The 21395-nt window shown below is 48.4% G+C and carries 19 protein-coding genes; 8 read left to right on the forward strand and 11 right to left on the reverse strand.

Going from position 1 to position 21395, the window contains the following annotated elements:
* Nucleotide 1 precedes the first annotated feature (1 nt).
* From thiO to thiE, 4 genes are all read left to right on the forward strand, one after another.
* Entirely contained in the window at nt 2-1195 is a 1194-nt protein-coding gene (gene thiO / locus QL234_RS24810) for a glycine oxidase ThiO (RefSeq protein ID WP_281560446.1), read from the forward strand.
* Nucleotides 1176-1388: a sulfur carrier protein ThiS gene (gene thiS, locus QL234_RS24815; RefSeq protein ID WP_281560447.1), complete on the forward strand. Its 213-nt coding sequence runs from the start codon at nt 1176-1178 to the stop codon at nt 1386-1388. Before thiO ends, thiS begins: the two co-directional genes overlap by 20 nt.
* A 23-nt stretch (nt 1389-1411) precedes the next feature.
* A complete protein-coding gene (locus tag QL234_RS24820) occupies nt 1412-2215 on the forward strand; it encodes a thiazole synthase (RefSeq protein WP_281560448.1) in 804 nt (267 codons plus the stop codon).
* 95 nt (nt 2216-2310) lie between these two features.
* Nucleotides 2311-3840: a thiamine phosphate synthase gene (gene thiE / locus QL234_RS24825; protein ID WP_281560449.1), complete on the forward strand. Its 1530-nt coding sequence runs from the start codon at nt 2311-2313 to the stop codon at nt 3838-3840.
* Between the two features lie 54 nt (nt 3841-3894).
* Here the strand turns inward: thiE and QL234_RS24830 are convergent, their stop codons facing one another.
* From QL234_RS24830 to QL234_RS24850, 5 genes are all read right to left on the reverse strand, one after another.
* Entirely contained in the window at nt 3895-6924 is a 3030-nt protein-coding gene (locus QL234_RS24830; RefSeq protein ID WP_281560450.1) for an MlaD family protein, read from the reverse strand.
* On the reverse strand, nt 6914-7543 hold the full coding sequence (locus QL234_RS24835) for a paraquat-inducible protein A (RefSeq protein WP_281560451.1): 630 nt from the start codon (nt 7541-7543) through the stop codon (nt 6914-6916). The genes QL234_RS24830 and QL234_RS24835 overlap by 11 nt, the downstream gene beginning before the upstream one ends.
* Nucleotides 7533-8162, reverse strand: coding sequence for a paraquat-inducible protein A (locus QL234_RS24840; RefSeq protein WP_281560452.1), 630 nt, complete (start codon nt 8160-8162; stop codon nt 7533-7535). The genes QL234_RS24835 and QL234_RS24840 overlap by 11 nt, the downstream gene beginning before the upstream one ends.
* Nucleotides 8163-8299: 137 nt before the next feature.
* Nucleotides 8300-8920 carry a c-type cytochrome gene (locus QL234_RS24845; protein WP_281560453.1) on the reverse strand — a complete coding sequence of 207 codons (621 nt, stop codon included), beginning with the start codon at nt 8918-8920 and terminating at the stop codon, nt 8300-8302.
* Nucleotides 8921-9481: 561 nt separating this feature from the next.
* Nucleotides 9482-10717: a c-type cytochrome gene (locus tag QL234_RS24850; RefSeq protein WP_281560454.1), complete on the reverse strand. Its 1236-nt coding sequence runs from the start codon at nt 10715-10717 to the stop codon at nt 9482-9484.
* A 213-nt stretch (nt 10718-10930) separates the two neighbouring features.
* Between QL234_RS24850 and yihA the strand changes: the two genes are divergently transcribed.
* Nucleotides 10931-11575, forward strand: coding sequence for a ribosome biogenesis GTP-binding protein YihA/YsxC (gene yihA / locus QL234_RS24855; RefSeq protein ID WP_281560455.1), 645 nt, complete (start codon nt 10931-10933; stop codon nt 11573-11575).
* A 371-nt stretch (nt 11576-11946) separates the two neighbouring features.
* Here the strand turns inward: yihA and QL234_RS24860 are convergent, their stop codons facing one another.
* The 6 genes from QL234_RS24860 to QL234_RS24885 all read right to left on the reverse strand — a co-directional run bounded on the left by QL234_RS24860 (nt 11947) and on the right by QL234_RS24885 (nt 16822).
* Nucleotides 11947-12603 (reverse strand): alpha/beta fold hydrolase, encoded by a 657-nt coding sequence (locus tag QL234_RS24860; RefSeq protein WP_281560456.1) that lies wholly within the window; start codon nt 12601-12603, stop codon nt 11947-11949.
* A gap of 510 nt (nt 12604-13113) precedes the next feature.
* The gene (locus tag QL234_RS24865) at nt 13114-13806 is read right to left on the reverse strand and encodes a PEP-CTERM sorting domain-containing protein (RefSeq protein ID WP_281560457.1); all 693 of its coding nucleotides are present in this window, start codon (nt 13804-13806) and stop codon (nt 13114-13116) included.
* Nucleotides 13807-14111: 305 nt separating this feature from the next.
* Entirely contained in the window at nt 14112-14813 is a 702-nt protein-coding gene (locus tag QL234_RS24870) for an SIMPL domain-containing protein (protein WP_281560458.1), read from the reverse strand.
* 68 nt (nt 14814-14881) lie between these two features.
* Nucleotides 14882-15658, reverse strand: coding sequence for a TonB family protein (locus QL234_RS24875; RefSeq protein WP_281560459.1), 777 nt, complete (start codon nt 15656-15658; stop codon nt 14882-14884).
* Nucleotides 15655-16221: a sigma-70 family RNA polymerase sigma factor gene (locus tag QL234_RS24880; protein ID WP_281560460.1), complete on the reverse strand. Its 567-nt coding sequence runs from the start codon at nt 16219-16221 to the stop codon at nt 15655-15657. The genes QL234_RS24875 and QL234_RS24880 overlap by 4 nt, the downstream gene beginning before the upstream one ends.
* Before the next feature lies 1 nt (nt 16222).
* Nucleotides 16223-16822, reverse strand: a complete 600-nt coding sequence (locus tag QL234_RS24885) for an energy transducer TonB (RefSeq protein ID WP_281560461.1) — start codon at nt 16820-16822, stop codon at nt 16223-16225.
* A 365-nt stretch (nt 16823-17187) separates the two neighbouring features.
* On the opposite strand from QL234_RS24885, the gene QL234_RS24890 reads away from it, so the two are divergent.
* The 3 genes from QL234_RS24890 (at nt 17188) to QL234_RS24900 (ending at nt 20785) form a co-directional block, all read left to right on the forward strand.
* Complete coding sequence (locus QL234_RS24890) at nt 17188-19164, forward strand: methyl-accepting chemotaxis protein (RefSeq protein ID WP_281560462.1); 1977 nt, start codon at nt 17188-17190, stop codon at nt 19162-19164.
* Between the two features lie 26 nt (nt 19165-19190).
* Nucleotides 19191-19646: a hypothetical protein gene (locus QL234_RS24895; RefSeq protein ID WP_281560463.1), complete on the forward strand. Its 456-nt coding sequence runs from the start codon at nt 19191-19193 to the stop codon at nt 19644-19646.
* A 176-nt stretch (nt 19647-19822) separates the two neighbouring features.
* Nucleotides 19823-20785, forward strand: coding sequence for an alpha/beta fold hydrolase (locus tag QL234_RS24900; RefSeq protein WP_281560464.1), 963 nt, complete (start codon nt 19823-19825; stop codon nt 20783-20785).
* The last annotated feature ends 610 nt before the right edge of the window (nt 20786-21395 follow it).

Below are 21395 nucleotides of genomic sequence, written 5' to 3' on the forward strand. Positions count from 1 at the left end.
CATGGCAAATATTGCCATAGTCGGCGCCGGCCTTATTGGCCGGTTAACCGCTTTAACCCTGCAGCGCCAAGGTTATCGGATCAGCCTGTTTGATAAAGACGATAAAGCCGGCCATCACAGCGCCGCCTATGCGGCGGCAGGCCTGTTAACGCCCCTGGGAGAAGCCATCGGTTGTGAAGCCAATATCGTTACTATGGGCCTGACCTCCTTAAAGTTATGGCCGGATATTATCAACACCCTGGCTGAACCGGTCTTTTTCCAGCAAACCGGAGCCTTGCTGGTCAGCCATGCCCAGGATCAGGGGGATTACCTCAGGTTTAAACGTTATCTGCAGCAGCATTATCCCGGACAACCGCTACAAAGCCTGGACCGCGGCGACCTGTTGGCATTGGAGCCTGAGCTCGGCAGAAGTTTTCACCAGGGCTTATATTTGCCGCAGGAAGGGCAAATCGGCAACCGCCGTTTGCTAAGGGCCTTAAGCCATCAACTGGAAACCGAACAGGTCAACTGGCTCAATAACTGCGAAGTTACCGGCATATACCCGGGAGAAAGCAGCACCGGCCTGGAATACCAGATCTCGGGTGAAAAACAGCGGCAAAGTTATGATCTGGTGATCGATTGCCGCGGTTTCGGCGCGAAAAAGACCGGCAAAAACAGCGGTGCCGATCTCAAAGGATTACGCGGCGTACGCGGTGAGCTGTTCCAGCTGTTCGCCCCCGAGGTCAATATTTCCCGTCCGGTAAGGTTGATGCACCCCAGGTACCGGCTCTATATCGCGCCAAAAAACAAGGGTTATTATGTGGTGGGCGCAACTGAAATTGAAAGCGAAGATAACTCGCCGATGACGGTACGCTCGGCACTGGAATTACTCAGTGCCGCCTACAGCGTACACCCCGGCTTTGCCGAAGCCAATATCCGGCAGCATATCAGCCAGCACAGACCGGCCTTTGCCGATAACCAGCCGAAAATACTGCTGCGTCCCAGGTTGCTGCAGGTGAACGGGTTATATCGTCACGGCTTTTTAATCGCCCCCGTGGTTTTGCAGCAAATTAACGCCCTGGTATCAGCCCTGGCGCCAAACCTGTCGGAAAAAACCCGGTTTTCACCGCAAATGTTAGCGCAGGTTATCACCGACTGTCAGCTTCCCTATTCACATTTACTGCCAACAGGAGTTTATGATGAAAATCACCATTAACGGCCAGCTGTTCGAGCTTGAACAGGATCACAGCGTCACTGCCGCCCTGGCACTTTTTTTAACGCCGCAGCAGCAAAAAACCTCTTTCGCCGTTGCCTTAAACGGCGAGTTCCTTGCCCGGGAAAATTACCCGGTCACCACATTAAGCCACCAGGACGGGCTTGATGTGTTATTTCCCATCCAGGGCGGATAAACCATTTTTATAGCGAGCAAGATATGTCTTTAACTATTTATGATCAGCCCCTAAACAGCCGGTTATTGATCGGCAGCGCCCTGTATCCCTCACCCGAGGTGATGAAGCAGGCAATTCTCGCCAGCGGTGCTCAGGTGGTCACCCTGTCGTTGAAACGCCAGAACCCGGCGGCGCTGGCGGGAGAAACCATCTGGCGTTATATCCAGGAATGCGTTGCCCAAAGCAAAGGCTTTTTATTGCCCAATACCGCCGGCTGCAAAAACGCCAAAGAAGCAGTCACCCTGGCAAAAATGAGCCGGGAAATCTTTGCCACCGACTGGATAAAACTGGAAGTGATCGGCGACGACTATAATCTGCAGCCGGATCCGTTTGAGCTGCTTAACGCCGCTGAAACCTTACTCAAGGACGGTTTTAAAGTGCTGCCTTATTGCACCGATGATCTGGTCTTGTGCCAGCGTCTTTACGACCTCGGCTGTCAGGTGATCATGCCCTGGGCCTCCCCCATAGGCACAGGCAAAGGTTTAATGAACCCTTATAACCTGGAAACCATACGGTTAAGACTGCCGGATGCTACCTTGATTTTAGATGCCGGTATCGGCAAACCCTCCGATGCCTGTTTAGCCATGGAAATGGGTTATGACGCTATCCTGCTCAACAGTGCCGTCGCCCTGGCGGATAACCCGGTGCAAATGGCCCGGGCCTTTGCCCAAGGCATAGAGGCCGGCAGCCAGGCTTATGTCGCCGGTATCATGCAACCCAGGCAAACTGCACATCCGAGTACCCCGACTTTAGATACCCCTTTCTGGCACCAGCCGGGAGGACAGTGATATGACGATATATTTTCCAAAGCACTCCCGGCCACCAACAAGAGCCCCGTATGGCCAGCCATTTCCAGCGCAATCAACTCCGGGGTCTCGATAATATGAATCTAATAGCCACTTCAAAGAAAAAACCTGTCCTGTGGACAATATCCGGCTCTGACTGCTCTGGTGGTGCCGGTATCGCCGCCGATATTAAAACCGGCTTTAGCCTGGGAGTGGAGGTCTGCACTTTAATTACCGCCAATACGGTACAGAACTCACAGCAAGTGCTCAGCATCAACCCGGTCAATATTGATGTTTTGCAACAACAAGTCGATGCCCTGCTGACGGATAAGCCGCCCAATGTCATTAAAATCGGCCTGGTGGCCAATAGCTATCAGCTCAACTGGTTAAGCCTGACCCTGATCAAATTAAAACAGCAGGTAGCGGATCTGACGGTGATTTACGATCCCGTGGGCCAGGCCAGTGTCGGCGGGTATTTGTCTTCCCTGACCCGGGCCGAGTTACTGTCGCTATTAACCCTGGTAGATATCATTACCCCGAATTTGCAGGAAGCCCGGACGTTAACGGGTTTAAGCAGCCAGGCTTCAGAGCAGGCGCTGGCGACAGCTATTTGCCAGCTAGGTGCCAAGGCCTGCATTATTAAAGGAGGCCACAGCCAGGAAAATACTTGCGATGATTATTGTCTGGATACCGGTTTTCACTATGTCCCGCAAGCAACAGAGCACAGTATCAGCTACCGGTTAAGCTCCCGCCGCTATCACACCAGCTACTCCCACGGCGGCGGCTGCAGCTTTGCCAGCGCCCTCGGCGCCTTTGTCAGCCGGGGTTACCTGCTGCGCGACGCTTTTACCCTGAGCAAAGCCTTTATCAATCAGGGATTAAGCGCTTATCAGGGAGAGGAAAATTATTATGGTGCTTTTCAGCAGCAGGGCTGGCCCCTTGAAGCCGAATATTTTCCCAAGGTTATCTCGGATGTAGAAACAAAGTTGGCAGCACCTTTTGCCTGCTTAGGCATCAAGCGGCAAGACGGCAAAAAGCTCGGTCTCTACCCGGTCATCGACTCCCTGGCCTGGCTCGAACGCTTGCTGCCGCTGGAGTTAGAAATCATTCAACTCAGGATTAAAAATACCGATCCGGCAACGCTGGAGCAACTCATCAGAGATGCGGTCAAACTGGCAAGCCGCTACAATACCCGGCTGTTTATCAATGACCACTGGCAACTGGCCATCAAACACGGAGCCTATGGCGTGCACTTGGGACAGGAAGACTTGCACAGCGCCGATCTGGCGCAAATACAACAATCGGGCTTGCGCCTGGGCATCAGTACCCACGGCTGTTATGAGTTTTTACTGGCGCAGCAGCTGAAACCTTCTTACCTGGCAATCGGCGCCATTTTTGCCACCCAAACCAAAGACATGACCGGCCAGATACAAGGGGTGGATAATTTATCCCGGTTACTGGCCCTGGCCACGGATATCCCCGTGGTGGCGATCGGCGGCATCAACCTGGAGCGGGCCGCCAGGGTCTGGCAAACCGGCGTCGACTCCATGGCCGTGGTTACCGCCATCACCCAGGCAGCCGAGCCGGAGCAGGCCGTTAACCGCTTCCACCAGTTGATGGCAGGTTAACCTGCCTCAATGAACAGCTCAGTGAATAACCTCCTTAAGAACATTAAGCCGGGGTTATTCGCTGAGTTCCTGTAAAAAGAGTTGTGGCTGCCACTCAAGCCATTCGTCCCGGACTTTATCATATAAGGTAAAAGTCCCCATTTTCCCGCCACCAACGGCCTCGCCGTTATTCTCAGGCGTGGCAAAAGCGATACCGCCGGCGAGCAGGGTTTCCAGAGACTCAGAGCGAATATCAACGCCGGAGAAAACCCCGCCTTCCAAAGTAATGCCGCTGGCATTCCAGAATTTACTTTGCGCCGTAACCAGAGGTGCATAACGCTGCGGGATATTAATAAAGATGCTGACCTTATCACCGCTGGCAGCCAGATCGACCCCGATCACTTTGCCCACTTTCACCTGGCGGTATAACACGGGATCACCCACCCTCACCGAACCTAAGCGGCTGGCCGATAACTCGACATTTAAACCATAAGGCAGGGCTTTAACCACGGGCGGCATTTGCTCTGCGGTAAATTCATTTTTCACCGCCTTATTGATATCCCCGGGCAAAACACTGATAAAGCCTCCTTCGAGTATCGCATCCAGATGTTTAGTCCCCACCAGCCCCAGCTCGGGTTTGCTGAGCCAGAACTTGGCACCGGCGCGGGTAAATTTAGCAGCATCATCATTTAAAAACGCAATCACTTTGGCACCATAACCGTTCTTATCGAAAATCACCCGCTCCGTCAGCCCCACTTGCTGATCATGATATTTGATCTTCATATTCGCCTTTAAGGCGGTGACATCGTCAAAATGCAACACAATAGTACTGCCGGCAGCTCTGGCATGTTCGATATTATGATACAGGGTAAAATTATCTCCTTCCGCCACAGGCAAGTTGGTCGCTTGAGTGTGTGGGTTATAAAAACTGATGCCGCCGGTTAACAAAGAGTCCATAGATTCAGTTTTGACGATAAAGTTGCCGAGGTTGCCGCTGACGGTAATACCGCTGGCATTATAAAAACGGCTGTCGGCGCGGATAAGATGGCGATATTCCTCATCGATGGAAATATGGATGTCGACACTTTTTTCATCCCCGGACAAGGCGACATTGTCCACCTGGCCGACGGTGATCCCCAAATAACTGATCTGGCTGCCGGGCATGGCGACCTGGGCATTGTCTGCCGTCAGGGTTAACTGTAAACCTGTATGGCTGGCATGTTTTTCCGGCGGATTATCAAGCAGGGTAAACTGCCTTTTTTCCTCTCCCTGTCCCAGATTGACACTGATATAGGCACCGCCAAACAAGGCATCGGTATCTGTCAGCCCGGACAGGCTTAACCTGGGTTTGGCCAGCCAGAATTGGCTATGCTGACGTAACAGAAACTCAAATTCCGGTAAGATACCCGCCTCAAGAATACTCTCTTGCTGATGACTGTTGATAGCATGTACCGAGCCGATTTGCTGTCCCCGGTACATAATACGGGTTTGCATTTTCAGGCCGTTAACCGAGGCGGTACTGAGCTCGAACAACACCCTTTGTCTGGCAATTTCATCATTGGCAAATAGTGCAAACAAATCGCCGTTTTTCACCCGCTGTTTGTCTTTCCCCAGCCCCTTATCAAAAGTAATGCCCCCCGCCAGCATGGTTTGCAGCGAATGGGCTTTCACTTCAAATTTCTGTAAACCACCGCTGATCTTCATGCCGCTGGCATTCCAGAAACGGCTGTCGGCGGCAACATAATGCTGATACTCCGGCTTGATAAAAATATGCACCAGAAATTCATCCGGCCCCAGGGCTTCAACCCCCTGGACGCTGCCGACATGGCTTTTCTTGTAGAAGATGCCGGTACCGGCATGGATAGAAGCAACATTGGTGGCAGACAGGACCAGATGTAATCCCGGCTCGCTGTAGTTATAGGCGGGTTTGCGGTTATACACGGTAAAGCTCGAACGCGCCTCCCCCTCGGTGGAAGGACGGATGCCGATATGCGGCCCCAGCAACACGGTCTGGATATTGGTAACCCCTTTAAAGTCCACTTCCGGCGAGACCACATAAAAAGCCGATTGCTGTTTCAGGTAGGGGATCACCCTGGGGTCGACTTTTGCCTTGGCGGTGATCTTTCTTTGCTCGGTATCTATATTGGTAACCGAGTCCACTACTCCTAAATTAATGCCCTGATACATGATGGCGGCACCGACATCTATGCCGGAGTCCCAGTTTAGGATCAGCTCAATTTCATGGGCTAGCTCCGCCGATTGAAAACTGGCGAATAAGGGAAATTCATCACCATTTTTTGCCTCAGGCAAAAGCGCTTCATGGGCGGGATCGTCAAACGCCACCCCGCCGGAAATAATCGAAGCCAGCGACTGAGTCCTGAGTTTGACCCCGGAGGATAACGAGGCACTGGCTTCGATACCGCTGGCATTCCAGAAACGTGAATTTTGCTTCACCAGATGGGCATATTCAGGTTCGATAAAAGCATTAACGTGTATCAGCTGGCTGGCGTCGTCATAATCAAAGCCGGTAATGTAACCGACCTTGATTTGCCTGAAGGTCACCGAAGAATCCCGGGCCAGGGAACCCAGAGAGTCGGTTTGCAGGGTAATATGCAAGCCCGGCACCGCCAGGTTCTGGGCCGGCGGTTGATCCAGGCCGATAAAATGGCGCTGCTCCTTGCCTTCTTCTTTAATATCCGGCTGGAAATTAATATAACTGCCGGAAAACAGGGTATCCAGACCGCTGACCCGTTGCACCGAGACATCTGCGGTGACGTACCAGAACAAGGCCTTGTCGGTCAGGGAGCGGGCGGATTTGTTGATCATTTCAATTTCAACTATGACACTTTGCAGATCTTCGGAAACATCTATGCCCGTCACCAGGCCGGCGGTGAGCCCCTTATAGCGTACCTCGGTTTTTCCCGCCACTATGCCCATAGCACTGTCGAACTGCACCGTGATAAAAACGCCGCGTTCGGAAATCGCCTTAAACAATAGCCAGGCGCCGAAAATCAGGGCAATCAGCGGCACCAGCCAGACCGCGGAAATGCGCTCTCTTTCCTTTACTTCAAAACTGGATTCTTGCTCTTGTTGTTCAGTCGTCATTATCGAGATTATCCCATAACAGCCGGGGGTCGAAACTCTCCGCAGCAAACATAGTAAAGATCACCATCAGGGCAAAATAGCTGATGCCGGGCCCCGCCTCTATTGAGGTAATAAAACCTAAATTCACCACCGCCGCCATCAAGGCCACCACAAAGACATCCAGCATCGACCAGGGACCGAGGAATTCCACTAAATGATAGAGCTGGGTCCTGTGTTTCGGATCGACCTTGGAGCCGGTTTTCACGGTAATGATCAAGATAATCAAACCCAGCATCTTACCCAGGGGCACAATAAAACTGGCAATAAACACCACCAGCGCCACCGGATACATACCGAGCTGAATAAAAGTTTTGATCCCCGATAAAATCGTCGACGCCTCAGGAGTTCCCAGGGAGGTAAAAATCATGATCGGATACAGGTTGGCGGGAAAAAAAGCAATAATAGCGGCAATCGTCCAGGCCAAGGTATATTCCAGGCTTCGGTATTTACGCAGCGAGACTTTGGCCTGACAGCAACTGCAACGCTGATCTTTATGGGTGATCACATTAAGCTTATGGCACTTCAGGCATTGTCCCAGCCCCGCCTGCCTGGCGGTTTTTACCTGGCTGTTAGTATTCACAACCAGCCTCCAGCTGTTCCCAGATATAATGCTTATCTAAGGTGACGGAAACCAAAGTAGAACAAATCAGTAACAGGATAAACGCCACCAGGCCCAGGCCGACAGATAATTCTGCCAACGCCACCAGCTTATACATGGACACCATGATGCCCAATAAAAAGACATGTAACATGGTCCAGCTGTCGAGTTGATGATAAGAGCGGAAAAAATGCACCAGCGCAGGTGTAATACGCTGCATGCGGATGCACCAGGAAATATAAAGGGCCGCCAATAAGCGGATAACCGGCACCGCCAGGGTAAAAATAGTCAAACTGATGGCAATCAGGTAATAGTCATTGGCGATCAAAATCGCAATACAATCGAGTAAAGACGCCTGGTTGAACAAGCCGACGGCACTGACGCCAATCAAGGGTAAAATTGTCGCCGGGATCAGTAACAGCAAACCCGCCAGCGCTACCGCCAGGGTCCTGCGGATAGGATCCCGCTTTCGCTCCAGTACCTTGCCGCCACACCTTTTACAGACCGCTTTTTGCCCTTCCTTTAACAACGGCTTAGTTGACAGGCCATCACATTGGGGACAGGCGATCATCTGATCATAATTAACTGGCTCGGCAGACATTGGGGGCATTACCGCAAAAGGTTTTATCTTGAGTTTACGATAAGAAGCCCTTGATGCCAATGGCAAAAATTTCACATAAAAAAACCAGCTAAGACCTTAGCTGGTTTTTTTTTATTGTCTGCTTTAATAAATGAAGCTTATTTAAGCGAGGCCATATGCTCAGAGATCGCCGCAATATCATCATCAGAAAGTCTCATGGCAATATTACGCATCACGCTGTTAGTATCATTGGCGCGGGTACCTTCGCGGAACTTAACCAACTGAGCTTTCAGGTAATCCAGGTTCTGACCGGCAACAGCAGGGAAGCCTGCACTTGCCATGCCTTTACCGTCAGCGCCGTGACAGGCAACACAGGCCGTGATCTTACGTTTGGCTTGACCGCCGAAATATAATTTCTTACCCGCTTCATTGGCAGCGCCCTTGCCGGCAGCCGACGTTTGCGCAGCAAAGAAAGCGCCTAAATCCGCCATATCCTGCTCGGACAACGCCGCAACCATACCCGCCATCACAGGATCATTTCGTCCTTGCTTGCCGCCAGTGGCAGAGCCGGTTTTAAAATCCGCCAGCTGCTTAGCGATATAAGCACCGCTTTGTCCCGCCAGGTTAGGATAAATTGGTACGGGGCTGTTACCGTCGGCGCCGTGACAGGCGGCACACATAGCGGATTTGGCTTTACCGGCTTCGGCATTGCCTTCAAGGGCGGAAGCGCTATTGACTAGACCTAAGCCTAACAGAAGTGAAAAGATCATTTTTTTCATTATGTTGCTCTCTGCTTGTTGTCAGCAGTTACTTGTCTGCCTTCGGCCGTTTGCCTGTAGCAATATCGTTAACTGACGGAAATGATGAAAAAGTGACAGCATTTTACACGATTCCGGCCCCGGTGTAAGAACAGAAAGGGAAAAATCCTTTAAAACCAGCAGATATTGGTGAAATCAGTGAAAATTTAAGCGCCGGGTGCTTTAAAGCCGACAGGTTTACAACAACTATATAGTGCCGCTCCTAGAGCATCAGTCCAGCTCCCGCTCACCCTTGAGCCCGTTGGATTGCTTACAGGATGTAAGTACTTAACTTATGCCGGGAGCCTATAAGTTGACATACCTCCATGTATAAACCCGGCTCCTGCTCATCCTTGAGCCCGCTGGATTGCTTACAGGATGTAAGCACTTAACTTATGCCAGGAGCCTATAAGTTGACATACTTCCATGTATAAACCCGGCTATTGCCCATCCTTGAGCCCGCTGGATACATACTTCCATGTATAAAAAAGCCGGTTGCTTGTGGCAACCGGCTTTTCAAAAATTTACTTTAAAGCAAAAAACTTATTTTAGTGACGACATATATTGAGTTAATGCCGCAATGTCTTTCTTAGACAGGTTCATGGCGATATTACGCATCATGCCGTTTTTATCGTTGGCACGCTCACCGGTACGGAATTTCTCCAGCTGACTGGTCAGGTACTCAACACTTTGTCCGCCGATCGCTGGGAAACCGGCATAAGTCATGCCTTCACCTCTGATACCGTGACAGGCAACACAAGCGGTAATTTCACGCTCATCGTCACCGCCTAAGTATAATTTTTTACCGGCTTCATCCGCCTTGCCGTTACCCGGGCTCACTTTTTGCGCCGAGAAGTAACTGGCTAATTCCTGCATATCCTGCTCGGATAAAGCAGCTGCCATAGGCGCCATTACCGGGTCGTTACGGCCGTTTTTGCCGCCCATCTTAAAGTCCGCCAGCTGTTTGGCGATATAAGTTGCGCTTTGTCCCGCCAACTTAGGATACATAGCTACCATGGCATTACCGTCGGCGCCGTGACAGGCAGCACAAGTTGCCGCTTTGGCTTTACCCGCGGCAACATCGGCGGCCAGGGCTAAAGGCGCGACCGGTTTTCTGCCCTGCTGATGGGCAACCGCCTTGGTATCGGCAAAATAAGCGCCGATGTTGGCAATGTCTTCATCCGTCATATTCTCGGTGAAGGTATTCATGGCCAGGTTAACGCGATCTTTAGATCTGAAGTTCTTCAGCTGCTTCTCGATATACTGGGAATGCTGCTTCGACAAATTAGGGTTAACCAAGACGTCACTGTTACCGTCTTTACCGTGACAGTTGATACAGGCCACAATAGTACGGGAATTATCACCGAATTCATACAAACCTTTACCTACCAGAGGATCAGGAACAAAAGCCGGTGCGGCAGGCGCTGCCGGTGCTGCGCCGGTTCCCCCAGCTGCAGTATCCGTAGCGGCGCCGCTACGGCTTTGTGCAGCAAAATAGGCACCCAGATCGGCCATATCCGCTTCAGATAAACCGGCGGCCATAGGCGCCATGACCGGATCTTTCCGGCTGCCGTCTTTAAAGGCTTTCAGCTGCTTCACGATATAATCGGCGTGTTGGCCGGCAAGATTCGGATAGTTAGGAGCGGCACCAATCCCCGTGGGACCGTGACAGGCGGCACACATAGCTGATTTAGCTTTGCCCGCTTCCGCATCACCTGCTGCTGATGCAACATTTATCAGGCTTAACCCGAACAATAGCGAAAAAATAATTTTTTTCATTAACTGGCTCTCTGCTTCCGGTTGATCAAATACCCGGGCTATTTTCCGGATTTTGATAAGTATATGATAAAAAAGTGGCAGCATTTTACACGAATATCTGCCGCGTGTAACGGCAGTAGAAAAAAAACTCACAGTATTTCTAAGGGAATTGCATTATTTACCGGCAAAAAAAAGATATAATAGCGTTTTTTGAAATTGTAATTGGATAATCCCTTGTCATCGTCAGTCATTAATCTACAAAAAGCCACTTTTACCATCAGCGCCCCCGATATTCGCAGTTTACCCGCTGAAGGCGGCATCGAAGTAGCCTTTGCTGGCCGATCAAATGCCGGAAAGTCCAGCGCCCTCAATACCCTGACCCGGCAAAAAAGCCTGGCCAGAACCAGTAAAACTCCCGGCCGCACCCAGCTGATCAACGTCTTCGAAATCGCCGAAAACAAACGTTTGGTGGATTTACCCGGTTACGGTTTTGCCAAAGTACCGCTGGAAATGAAAAAGAAATGGCAAAAAGCGCTGGGAGAATACCTGCAAAAACGCGAAAGCCTTAAGGGGCTGGTGGTATTAATGGATATCCGCCATCCGTTAAAAGACCTGGACATGGATTTGATCCAATGGGCTGCCGACAGCGAGTTGCCGGTGCTGGCGCTGTTAACCAAAGCCGATAAATTGAAACAGGGTAAACGTAACAGTGAAGTATTGCAGGTAAGAAAAACCCTTGCCGCCTTAAATGCCGATATCCAGGTCATGGCTTTCTCCTCCCTGAAACGCACCGGGGTCGAACAGGCCAACAACGTCATTTGCCAGTGGTTCGAGGATGACATTACTGAAGATGAAAGTGAAGGCGAAATAGAAGCGTAAGAATAAAGCCCATACCTTTCGCCGCCTGAAAACAACACAGGCGGCGACCTCACTGAATCTCCCAGTAAAACAGTAAGATCTCTGCCCTGCCAGATTTTTCCCGCTATCAAATAAAGCTAACAACTTATTAAAGAACGCTTTTTCGCAGGCATAAAAAAACCGGTGACAAATATCACCGGCGTATTAGCTATGGGGAAAGCTAGAATATACAAATTATTACAACAGGCGTTCTTTTCGGAACAGGGTCATTATAGAGTTGTTACTCTACAAAAGTAAAGTAGTTGCTCTAATTTTTTAATAATTAATCGATTCTAGCCGAAAAAAAGCTCTGCCAATATAAGTCATACAAGCAGCCGTTATATAAAGATTTACTATTTTTTCAGTTGATAAGTGCGGAATTTCCCCGTTTGCAAGTAATAGATAACTTGTTCAATAACCTTGTCATTTTTCATCATAAAAGGATGGGTGGTATTCATTTCCAGGTGCTCCTTCATCCCCTCAAGCCGGGTTCGTTCCACGGACACCTTACCGTCATTTTTTCCCGGTATTAATAACGACAGCAACCAGTTAATACTTTGGGTGCCGGCGATAATGCCAAGATTAAAGTCTGCCTGCCCCAATTGATTGGGAACACTTAATTTTCCCGTGCCAAGCTGCATGCCCGCATCGCCGTTTAGCAGATGAAAACCGGGAAACTTACCAAGCTTATCCACCACTTCACTGCCTTTGTTCGGAGGCCCGAGCATTACCACTTTATTCAACCTGGCTATTTTATGCTTACTTAAATACTGCCGGACCAAGATCCCGCCCATGGAATGGGTCACAAAACTGATTTCGCCGTCACCACACTGCTGTAAAGCTTGCGGGATCACTTTTTCTGCCAGGACTTCTATCGGATAATGGCGCGAAGGATAATCAACATTAATCACCGCATAACCTTGGGCAATTAAGCATTGTTCCATGCGTTTCATCGAGCTGGCGCTGCGGGCTAATCCATGTAGTAAAATAACGTTTTCGGGATTAGCCATCAGCAATAACCTCTCGGCCTGCCAACTTTTGATCGCATAGTGACACAGTTAAAATCTCCCTCATCAAAAAAATAACGTTCTGCCAAAACAGTACAATGGTGATATTTGAACAGTTCGTAATCCAGCCAGCAAGGACCAGATATATTTTCCCCCTAGTAATGAAAAATTCAATTGAGATGCATATGGGTAAAAATAGGATGCCGGAGCCTGCAACAGCTGTTTTCAACGACTAAATTATCGACTCCCGGACCTTTGATGGCAAAAATAACAAGCACAGACTGAGAAGTAATAGCAGTGAATATCGCACTGAATCACAGGATGCGTCATAAAAATAGTGGATAAATTATAGCGCTATTTCTTAACTAAACAGCAGCTTTGGCTGTGCTGCCTTTTATAAACCTCCGCCACCAGCCTTAAACATGCTAAATATGGTTTCACCTATAAAAAAGCACCAAATCTATGGTGCTTTTTTATAACTTTTGACGATTAGCCAGAAACAAATAAACGCATTTATTTTCTAAGACGGTGTGAAGCTAATCCCATAATGCCTAAAGCAAAAATAGCCAAAGTAGAAGGTTCCGGCACGCTTTCGCTTACGGTTTCTTCAAAATCGCTGTAACGGACATAGGACTGTGAGTAATTATAGAAACCAAACTTACCCTCATTGAATGAGCCGTCAACATCAAAAATCGTGTTGCCGTCAATATCAATGCGGATATTGCTGTCGCTAAAACCCAAAGTGAAGTTGTAGCTGGTATTATCTAACCAGCCTTTGAAGCTGTCCCTGGTAGTATAGTCGGATGCCAGTACGGTCAGATCGCTGCCGCTATGCCCCCACAAATCGACATTCGTTCCGCTGATGCGGGACAAAGTAAAGCCCGATTCGGCCGAATTATGCCAACCTTGCTTCCAGTCGAATAACAAGTAGTCGTTGCTGTTGTTATAACCAAAAACAAAGCCGATAAAATCATCATCACTGCTGGTTTCAACACCAACAGTGCCACTGATTTCTGTGTTGATATAATTGTCTTCGCTGAGAAAGAAAGTTGCCTCGCCGTTGTCTGCCTGCAACACACTGGAACCGTCGACGGCCAGCAACCAGTCACCACCCGGGGTTTCGGTCCAGTTAGTTAAATCAATCGGGGTGGCATTAACTTGGCTACTCAAACCCAATACGGCAATTAAGGTAAGTAATTTTTTCACTGGACGTTCCTTTATTTTTAAAAATTGACAACAAACTAAAGCACATAACATTTTAGTTTCATTTTTATAACCCATATGCAACATCAACACCAAATAAAAAAACCAATGAAAAAACAATACATTAAATTTCAAGTATAAAACAAAACAAAAATAACTGTAAAGAATACTTACACTTACAAGAGGTTTACTTGATCAAATTTCATACAATAAAAGTATTGGTTTAATGGCGCAGTAGCACTTCCCTTAAACAGCGACTGCTACCATCAAAGGCCGCCAAAACAGTCTTCCCCAGCCCCACTTAGCCCTTACTCAAGCAGGTATACCGCATATACTACCTGCTCTATGGTAATAGAGCCGGGTTCAAAAGCTCCTTCAACAATATTGGCGGGGGCCGAATCCCTCATACTCTCCATGGCAGCATAAGGCTGCTCCCCGCGGATCGGCTCTTTGGCAGCACGGTAAAGCCTGGCTATGTTAACTTCGAAACCGTCAGCCAGCTCTTCCGCTGCCGCCCTGGCATCGGCAATAGCCAGTTTCTGCGCTTGCTTTTGCAGGTCTTCAGCATTGGACGCCATCATCTGGATGCCGTTTATTTGAGTGATCCCGGCATTCACCAGGCTTTGCATCAGGCGTGAATAAACATCGATTTTCTTAAGGTAAAACTGGATATTCCGGCTCACCTTAAAGCCGGTGATCACTTGCTTGCCCGCTTCCCGGTCGTATTGCATTTCTTGCTGGATAAACAGCTCTGACGCGGAAATATCTTCTTTGGCAATCTCGTACTCTTCGGCAATTTTAATAATGTCGGCAGATAAAGTATCGGCTGCTTTTTTTGCCTGGATTAAATCGCTGTGACGGCGGATCACGGAAAAAGAGATCTCCGCCAAATCCGGCAATACTGAAATTTTGCCCCGGCCTTTCACATACACATGGGGCGAGTCCGGGATCGCAGCTGCCAAAGATGAAAAACTGAAAATAGCCAAACATAAACCTACTAATATACGCATAATGTAATCCTTACTAATTAATATTATTTTCAACAACTTAAACTTTACCCACCTGTTACTGCCTATATTCAACCGCCATTGAGGCTAAACTCAAAAACCACCTGCTGCTGCCCTGCGGCGATACCCGGCTGATAACGCCATTTGGCCAGCGCCTGGCGGGATAATTTTTGCAGCTCACGGCCGACACTGGCATCAATGACCTGTATATCGGTAACCTGCCCCGCTTGATTGATTTTATAGCCAAGTCTTACCTCCCCTTGTTGTCCTGTTTGCCGTGCTTTTACTGAATATTCCGGCATAACTTTATATGTAGGAGTTAATGCCAGCCCCGGCTGTTTAAGCTCAGGCAAAGCAGTTTTTTGCGAGATATTCACCTGCCAGTTAAATTCGCCGCTATTATCCACTTGCTGGTGGCGATCCGCCGCCAATGCCGGTGATACTTCAGGTGGCTGAGGCACAACTTTTGGCGGCAAGGGGGGAATGACCGCAATGACCGCTTGCTGCTCCTCTGCCTCAGGCTCGGGTGCCAGATGGATAAACTTGTGCTCCGGCTCAGGCACAACCTGCGTTTGCTGCTGGTAACCGGCAAAGTGGCTTACCAGCGCCATCAGACCAAAAGAGACCACACCGCCGCCAAACAAAAACAGCAAAGGGCGCATCCAGCTAAGATTACTTCTGCTCGCCAAACCTTGTCCGGATAACTTGATCTCCGGGGGTTGCAACTGGTTCTTTCTCTGCTGGTACAGGGCATGTATTTCCTGCTCAAAGACCAGCTCCCGCGCATCACCGTTTTTGTTCATATCTTTACCTTTGCCGTTGGCAATATTGTTCTGTGCCTGCCTCATAGCTCAGGTCCCATTAGTTTTTTGATATTGGTCCGGGCATAACGTAAACGGCTTTTCACCGTTTCAAAGCTTTCATCGGTAAGCTGACAAATTTCCAGCAGGGAAAAACCTTCCTGCTGGAGAATAAACACCTCCCGCTGAAAAAATGGCAGCTGGTTAACCACCCGGTTAAATTTAGCCAGCTTATCGCTTAGTTCACATGTTTTTTCCAGAGGCTCCCCCGTCAACAGCTGCTGCTCAACGTCCTGCCATTGCCACCTTTGCTGGCGGCGAAGTTCATCGATCAGGGTATTACGGGCGATGGCAAACAACCAGCTTTTGACATTAATGTGCGCTTTGCTGCTTTCTTTTACCTTCATGACTTTTAGCCAGCTCGTTTGCAATACGTCTTGTGCCAGCTCTTTATCCGACTGGCTCACTAAGTAGTGATAAAGCGGTAAGTTAAATTGCTCCACCAATAACGCCAGTGCCTGCTTGTTATCGGTGGCAATATAATTCGCCAGTAATTTTTCAGGGTTGGCTTTTGGATTAAACCAACCCCTTATTTTTGCAGGTAACTTCAAATCAGGTTTCCATATTAAAATCTAATTGCACCGTCAGGTTCTTCTGCGCCACAGCCGTGCCGTCAACTAATTTAGCACGATACTTCCACTTCCTTAACGCCTGTTTCGCCGCTTTGTTGAAAATCCGCTTAGGGTTTGCCTCCAGTACTTTGACATTTTCCACTCCGCCCAAAGGATTGATATCAAAGGCCAGCAATACCCAGCCTTCGGTGCCGCTGCTCAGGGCCACCATCGGATATTTAGGCGGGATCTGTACTATCGGTCTGGCCTCGGTATCGGCCGCACCATCAAAAACACCTGTGCTGATACTGCTGCCTAAATCCACCGTCGCCGGCTGATAATCAAAACTGGTGTCCATGCCTTCCTGAGTCGGCATGATATTGCTTCTTGGCATAGGCGTCGGCGGCACCGGCGGCTGCAATACCGCTTTCGGTTTCGTTTCCACCTCGGAATCCTCCGGAGTTTGCGCCACTTGGATCACGGGCGTAGGCTCCCCGACAATAGGGGTAAGCTGGTCATTGCGAATTAAAAACGCCATAAAGGCGAATAAGCCAAACGTAATCATGCCTGCTAACGGCATTAAAGCAATTGTTCTTCTCATGTTGATTCCTCGTAAATCTTGTTAATTTGATTAGCTCATGACGCTTATTTCCTTTAAACATCAAGCGAGGTGTGATCACACGGCAGGCCCCCGGCTGTTATGCCTGCTTATGAGTTAAACGCATGGCCAGGGCAAATGGGGTTAAATTATTTCAACTTTTTAATAAAAACTTTTCGACACTGATTTTAAATCATTAAATTCAACAAGTTAAATAAAGAACATCATAAGGCAGACATCAGAACAAGCGAATCCATTTCCTCAAATGCCAAATAGCAACTAAACTTGCTTATGCCATGGATCAGATAGGCTTTCGACTCATGTAACCAAGAGGTAACGACAAGATAAACAAATAGAAGGGATGCCATATGAAATTTTCCGATATTTCTTTTAAGCTCAAAATCATCATGCTGTTAACCTTACCCTTGCTGGGATTCTTATGGTTTAGCCTTTCTTCCATTATTCAAAGCGCCGCCACCACAAATGAAGCTTCACAACTGACCCGGCTCACACAACTTTCCGTGGTATACAGCGAGTTAGTACATGAACTGCAAAAAGAGCGCGGCATGTCTGCGGTCTTTCTCGGTTCACAGGGAAAGCGGTTCGCCACTGAGCTCAAACAACAAAGAAAAGTCACTGACTCCAAAATTAATCAACATACTAACTACTGGCGAGAAAATCAATTCCAGCAAAAGGTTAACCAACTAAATTCAAACATAGTCGATCGGCTAGAGCAGCTGCAGCGCCTCAGACGCAAAATAGATGATCAATCCGTACAGATTGCAGAAGCACTGACATTTTTTGGTAGCTTAAATCAAACCTTAATCAGTGTTTCTCCCCTGATTGCAGAAATCAGCTCACACCCGGAAGTCACCCGGGAAACCATTGCCTATTATAATTTTTTAGAGGGAAAAGAAAGGGCCGGTGTCGAACGTGCGGTACTGAGCAACACCTTTTCTCGCGGCCATTTTGCTGACGGCCTGCTGACAAAGTTTATTACCCTGGTGTCGGAGCAAAACATTTACTTCCATAATTTTAACACTTTTACCAACCCGGAAAATCAACGTTTTTACCAGCAACAACTTGATAATCCCTCAGTTAAAGAAGTTATCCGCTTAAGGGCCATTGCCAATCAAAATGCTTCCCCCTTTACCGTCGATGCCAAGCACTGGTTTACCCAATCCACCAATCGTATCGGCCAACTGAAAAAAATTGAAAATCAGCTCAGCGATTCACTGAAATCATTAACCATTACCGTCAAGGATGACGCCAAACAATCCATGCTGCTGAATATTTTACTCAGCGCCGTACTGATTGTGGCCGCAAGCGGTATAAGTATCTACATCATCAGAGAATTAACTGCAGGGGTCGTTGACCTGACATCAGTGATGACCCAGGTCAGGAACGACAATGATCTGACGGTACAGGCAAAACTGTCCAACAAGAGCGAATTGGGGCAAATCTCTTCAAACCTTAATCTCACCCTGGGAAAATTTACCGCTGCCATCAGGGAAATTTCATCCTCAACCTCCTCCCTGGCCGCCACCGCACAGCAAACCTCCACCACCTGCGAGCATAACTCAAACGCCATGGCGGAGCAGCAAGACGAACTTGGCGTTATCTCCACCGCCATTGAAGAACTCTCCTCAAATGCCAATGAAATGGCCTCAAATACCCAGCTTGCCGCAGACTCCGCCAAAGCCAGTGATGAACAGGCACAGCAAGGGGTTCAGGTAGTACGGGAGTCTTACCAGGCCATTGAAAGTCTTGCAAATGAAATCAATCACTTAACGGAAAGAATGACGAAACTGCACCAGAGCAGCACCAATATTACCCAGGTAGTGGATGTGATCAAGTCGGTGGCAGAACAAACCAACTTGCTGGCCCTCAATGCCGCCATTGAAGCGGCCAGGGCCGGAGAACAAGGCCGTGGTTTTGCTGTGGTTGCCGATGAAGTCAGAACCCTGGCGCAACGCACCCAGGAATCCACCACTGAAATAGAAAGCTTTATCGGTTCATTGCAAACCGACGTTAATTCGGCTTTCAGTGTCATTGAATCCAGCAAAGGCAAAGCCAGCCAAGCCGTTGAAGGCTCTATGAAAGTTGAACAAAGCCTGCAAGAGATCAGCGAATCTGTCAGTGGTATTTTTAAAATGATCAACCAAATTGCCTTTTCAGTTGAAGAACAGGCAACCGTCAGCCAGGATGTGGCGAAAAGTATTGTCAGTATTGAGCAAAAATCTATGGCCTCCACCACAGGCGCCAGCCAGATTGCCGCCACGGCAATAGAACAGGCACAACTGGCTACCACGTTGCAGGATGTCACCGGAGCCTTTAAAGTATAGGGAGTAAAATTAAAAGGAGCTCAGCCATGGAATTAGGTTACAAAATTGACGACAGCGGCCATAAGGTACACGCCACCACGATTATCCCCACCCGGATAAAGGCCCAGGATGTTGAACTGCTGGTGAATATTAACCGGGATGTCAGCTACCCCCTCAACAGCCCCCATAACCGGGGGTTACATATCAAAGTCAGGGATAAGGATAAAATCTGCATCACAGAACTTAACCTGGAACAGATCAACACAGAGCAGGATCTGCTGACTGCGGTGAAGGAATATTTTGACGATAACGACGAATACGTGATGATAGAAAGTGCCGCCCCGGGGGAAACCTTCCCTTACGACAGCCAGGTCTATAACCTGACCGCCATTAATAACCACAGTTATCACGGCTGGGATGACGATTTGGAAGATCTGGAAGACAACAGCGATCACCAAGTCACGGTTTTTCTCAATGACAATTTACGCTGGCAGGTAAAGTAAAAGGCTCCTGCTGATATAACCTTGCCGCCCCCTGTCAGGAGCACAATGCCTGCATAGGGGTGATTGTGCTTTTTAACGGCAATCAGTATAGTAACTGGTAGTACCTGTTCTTTGATGTTCTGCTGTTGAGCACAGCGTCAGAGAATGCTATCACTTTTATGTTATTAAGCGCGGTTATGTTATATCAATCTCTTTACCTTCCCCTGCCCTGCGGCAGCCGGTTACACCTGATGTCCATCAATAAAGCTGACTCAAGGAGCCAGGATAAAAAAGGCCTGCCGGTATTAATGGTGCACGGCATGGTGGAAGACGGGCGCATCTTTTATCACCCCAGCGGCAAAGGACTCGGCAGCTATCTGGCCAAACAGGGTTATCAGGTATACGTGGCAGACTTGCGCGGCGTTGGCAAAAGCACGCCCAAAATAGGGAAACACAGCTTACATGGCCAAACCGAAACCATTTGCCATGACTTGCCGGCAATCATAGATTTTATCCTTGAACACAGCCAGCAGCCCAAGTTACATCTGGCGGCCCATTCCTGGGGAGGAGTTTACCTCAATGCCATGCTGCTGCGTTTTCCTCGCCTGAGCGACAAAGTGATCAGCGGCGTTTATTTTGGCAGCAAACGCCGGGTGCGGGTAAAAAACTTCGAACGCCTGTTGAAAATAGAGTTTTTCTGGAACCGCTTTAGTCCGCTGCTCAGTAGATCTTTTGGTTATCTTCCGGCGAAAAAGCTCAAATTCGGCGCCGATAACGAAACTTTAAAAACCCACAGGCAATGTGTCTCCTGGGTCAAAAACGACCACTGGCGTGACAGCGACGATAATTTCGATTACGCCCAGGCCGCTAAAAATCAGGTGCTGCCGCCAATCCACTATTTCGCCGCCATCCGCGACTTCAGCCTGGGACACCGCAGCGATGTGAAACTATTTATGTCCGAGTCTTGCCTGAAACACGCCAGTTACCAGCTGCTCAGTAAAAAAGCCGGTAATAAACTCGATTACGATCATCTGAATATGCTCACCGCACCAGAAGCGGTTGATGATCATTTTCCCCGGGTGCTGCAATGGCTGCAACAAAAAGAAACAGAGCAAGGCAAGCTCCCTGATAAAAAGCTAAATCCAGTCAGAAATGCTTAACATATAAACAAGATACGGGTAGTGATATTGCAGTCATTCTCCGCTGACAAACATATGTAATAAAACATCATTTATCATTAATGCAACATTTCACTGAATTTTGGGCAAAAAAAAGCCGACAGTGAAACTATCGGCCTATAGCTATGAGGAAAGCTAGAATATACAAAAAATTACAACAAGCGTTCGCGTTAGGAACAAGTTCATTATAGAGTAAGCACTCTAAGAAAGTAAAGCACAAAATGTAATTTTTTTACATTTATTGTGATTTTATTACAGTAACAGCTAAAATAAGGGCTTGATCACAGGTTTTGCTGCTTTTTTTGTAAGAATATCACCAAAATCGCTTAGAGAAACGCAGGTTTTTAGCAACTGAAGACTTACCCTGAAATTTTGAACAAACAAACTCATGGACGGCATCAGGTTAAATGGTGAGTTTGTATCCGGAGCCGGCAAACAAACGGGCAGCGTAAAGTTTGTGTCTGGAGAGATAAGCTGACAGCTCATCCTGGGCGTAAAAAAAAGCCCCAAAGCGGGTAATGCCGATCAGTTAAGAAAATAAATGATCACTTGACCGATCTTTTAAAGGCTTCAAAATCCGATATCAGACAAT

It is taken from the genome of Thalassomonas sp. RHCl1 (genome assembly GCF_947387555.1).
Lineage (GTDB): Bacteria > Pseudomonadota > Gammaproteobacteria > Enterobacterales > Alteromonadaceae > Thalassomonas.